This is a genomic window from Hydrogenophaga sp., assembly GCF_041633695.1.
Classification (GTDB): Bacteria; Pseudomonadota; Gammaproteobacteria; order Burkholderiales; family Burkholderiaceae_C; genus Hydrogenophaga.
In genome coordinates this window covers 1-1,773 of record NZ_JBFJMY010000655.1, presented here as the reverse complement: position 1 = coordinate 1,773, position 1,773 = coordinate 1, and the positions used below count along the sequence as shown (strand labels likewise).

The following is a 1,773-nucleotide window of genomic DNA, read 5'->3' as shown; positions in this document are numbered from 1 at the left end:
CTTGGTCACCTGTGCGGTGGCACGCACATTGGGGATGGTCTTGGCGTAGATCTGGGACAGTGCCACACCCATGGGGTAATACACGCCGCTTTGGCCGCCGGTCAGGACGTTGACGAATTGCTGTTGCTGAGCCACGGCAGCACCGCTTGCAAGGGCCGCACCCAGTGTCAGGCCGAGGCCAATCTTGTGAATCATGCGCATGGGTAAGCTCTCCTAGGGTTGAAAGGTCAAAAGGGCAGAATACAGGAAGTTTGCCTGCGGGGCATGCTCAAAGTGCCCCGCTTCGGCCAAGGGTTTACCCCAGAAATGCCTTCCAGATCGGCCCTTTGCATGCCCCAGTCTCCCATTCCACCGCGCCCCACGCCGCCACCCGGCACGGTTGAAATCGACAGCTTTGTTGACGCGCTCTGGCTCGAAGAGGGTTTGTCGCGCAACACGCTCGAAGCCTACCGGCGCGATCTGGTCTTGCTGGCGCAATGGCTGCAGGTGCAAGGCCGCACGCTGAACGCGGCGAGCGAGGCGGACTTGAACGGCTACTTCGCGGCACGCCACGCCTTGACCAAGGCCACCACCGCCAACCGCCGCCTCACGGTGTTCAAGCGCTACTTTCGCTGGGCCTTGCGCGAACACTTCATCAGCGCCGACCCCACGCTGCGCATCCAGCCCGCGCGCCAGCCGCTGCGCGTGCCCAAGACCTTGAGCGAAGCGCAGGTGGAGGCCTTGCTGAACGCTCCCGACACCAGCACCCCGCTGGGCCTGCGCGACCGGGCCATGCTTGAAGTGCTGTACGCCAGCGGTTTGCGTGTGAGCGAACTGATCACGCTCAAAACCTTCAATGTGCGTTTGAACGAAGGCGTGCTGCGCGTGCTCGGCAAGGGCAACAAAGAGCGGCTGGTGCCGTTTGGCCAGGTGGCCGCGCAATGGATGCAGGCCTTTCTGACACAGGCCCGCGCCGAGATTCTGGCCGGTCACCAGAGCGAAGACTTGTTCGTCACCGCGCGCGGCACCAAGCCCGGGCAGGGCATGAGCCGGGTCATGTTCTGGGTCATTGTCAAGAAGTACGCGCTGCAGGCGGGCATCACCGCGCCGCTCTCGCCGCACACCTTGCGCCACGCGTTCGCCACCCATTTGCTCAACCACGGCGCCGATTTGCGCGCGGTGCAAATGCTGCTCGGCCACGCCGACATTTCCACTACCACGATTTACACCCACGTGGCCCGCGAACGGCTCAAGAGCATCGTGGCGCAACACCACCCACGCGGGTGAGGTCCGTCAAAGCCCAAGGTCGCGCAAGCGCTGGTGCGCCGCGTCGTCCGGCTGGATCGGCTGTTGCTGTTTGGCCAGCAGGTAGTGGCTGGTGAACACATCCAGGTAGGTGGCCAGCACCTCGGCCACCTGAGGTTCCTGGGCCAGATCAAAACACAGGGCCGCGACTTCCGAAGTACAGAAATGGTCGTCGCGCGTGGAGCGGCGCAGCCGGTAGCTGGATATCTGGTCCGGGTGCAAGCTGAGCACCGGCAAACGGTCCAGGTAAGGGCTTTTGCGGAACATCTTGCGGGCCTCGGCCCAGGTGCCGTCGAGCAGCACAAACAGCGGGCGCTTGCCCGCAAGCGGCGGCACGGTGTTCACCACGCGCTCAGGCGGCGCGAACTCGCCCGGAAACACCAGAAAGGGCTGCCATTGCGGGTCGGCCAGCAGCGCGAGCAAGGCCGGGTCCACCGCCGTGCGCGACCATTCGAAGGCCACCGTATCGGCCACCACATCGGCAATCAG

General features: G+C 64.3%; 2 protein-coding genes and 1 pseudogene. 1 reads left to right on the top strand and 2 read right to left on the bottom strand.

What is annotated here, in order from left to right:
- Positions 1–201, bottom strand: a pseudogene (locus tag ABYB95_RS22900) (C4-dicarboxylate ABC transporter); the annotation flags it as partial.
- A 129-nt stretch (positions 202–330) separates the two neighbouring features.
- Between ABYB95_RS22900 and xerD the strand changes: the two are divergent.
- On the top strand, positions 331–1,266 hold the full coding sequence (gene xerD, locus ABYB95_RS22895) for a site-specific tyrosine recombinase XerD (RefSeq protein WP_372662471.1): 936 nt from the start codon (positions 331–333) through the stop codon (positions 1,264–1,266).
- A 6-nt stretch (positions 1,267–1,272) separates the two neighbouring features.
- Here xerD and ABYB95_RS22890 read toward each other — a convergent pair.
- Positions 1,273–1,773 (bottom strand): tRNA-uridine aminocarboxypropyltransferase (locus ABYB95_RS22890; RefSeq protein WP_372662468.1); only part of this gene is annotated, 501 nt, incomplete at its 5' end.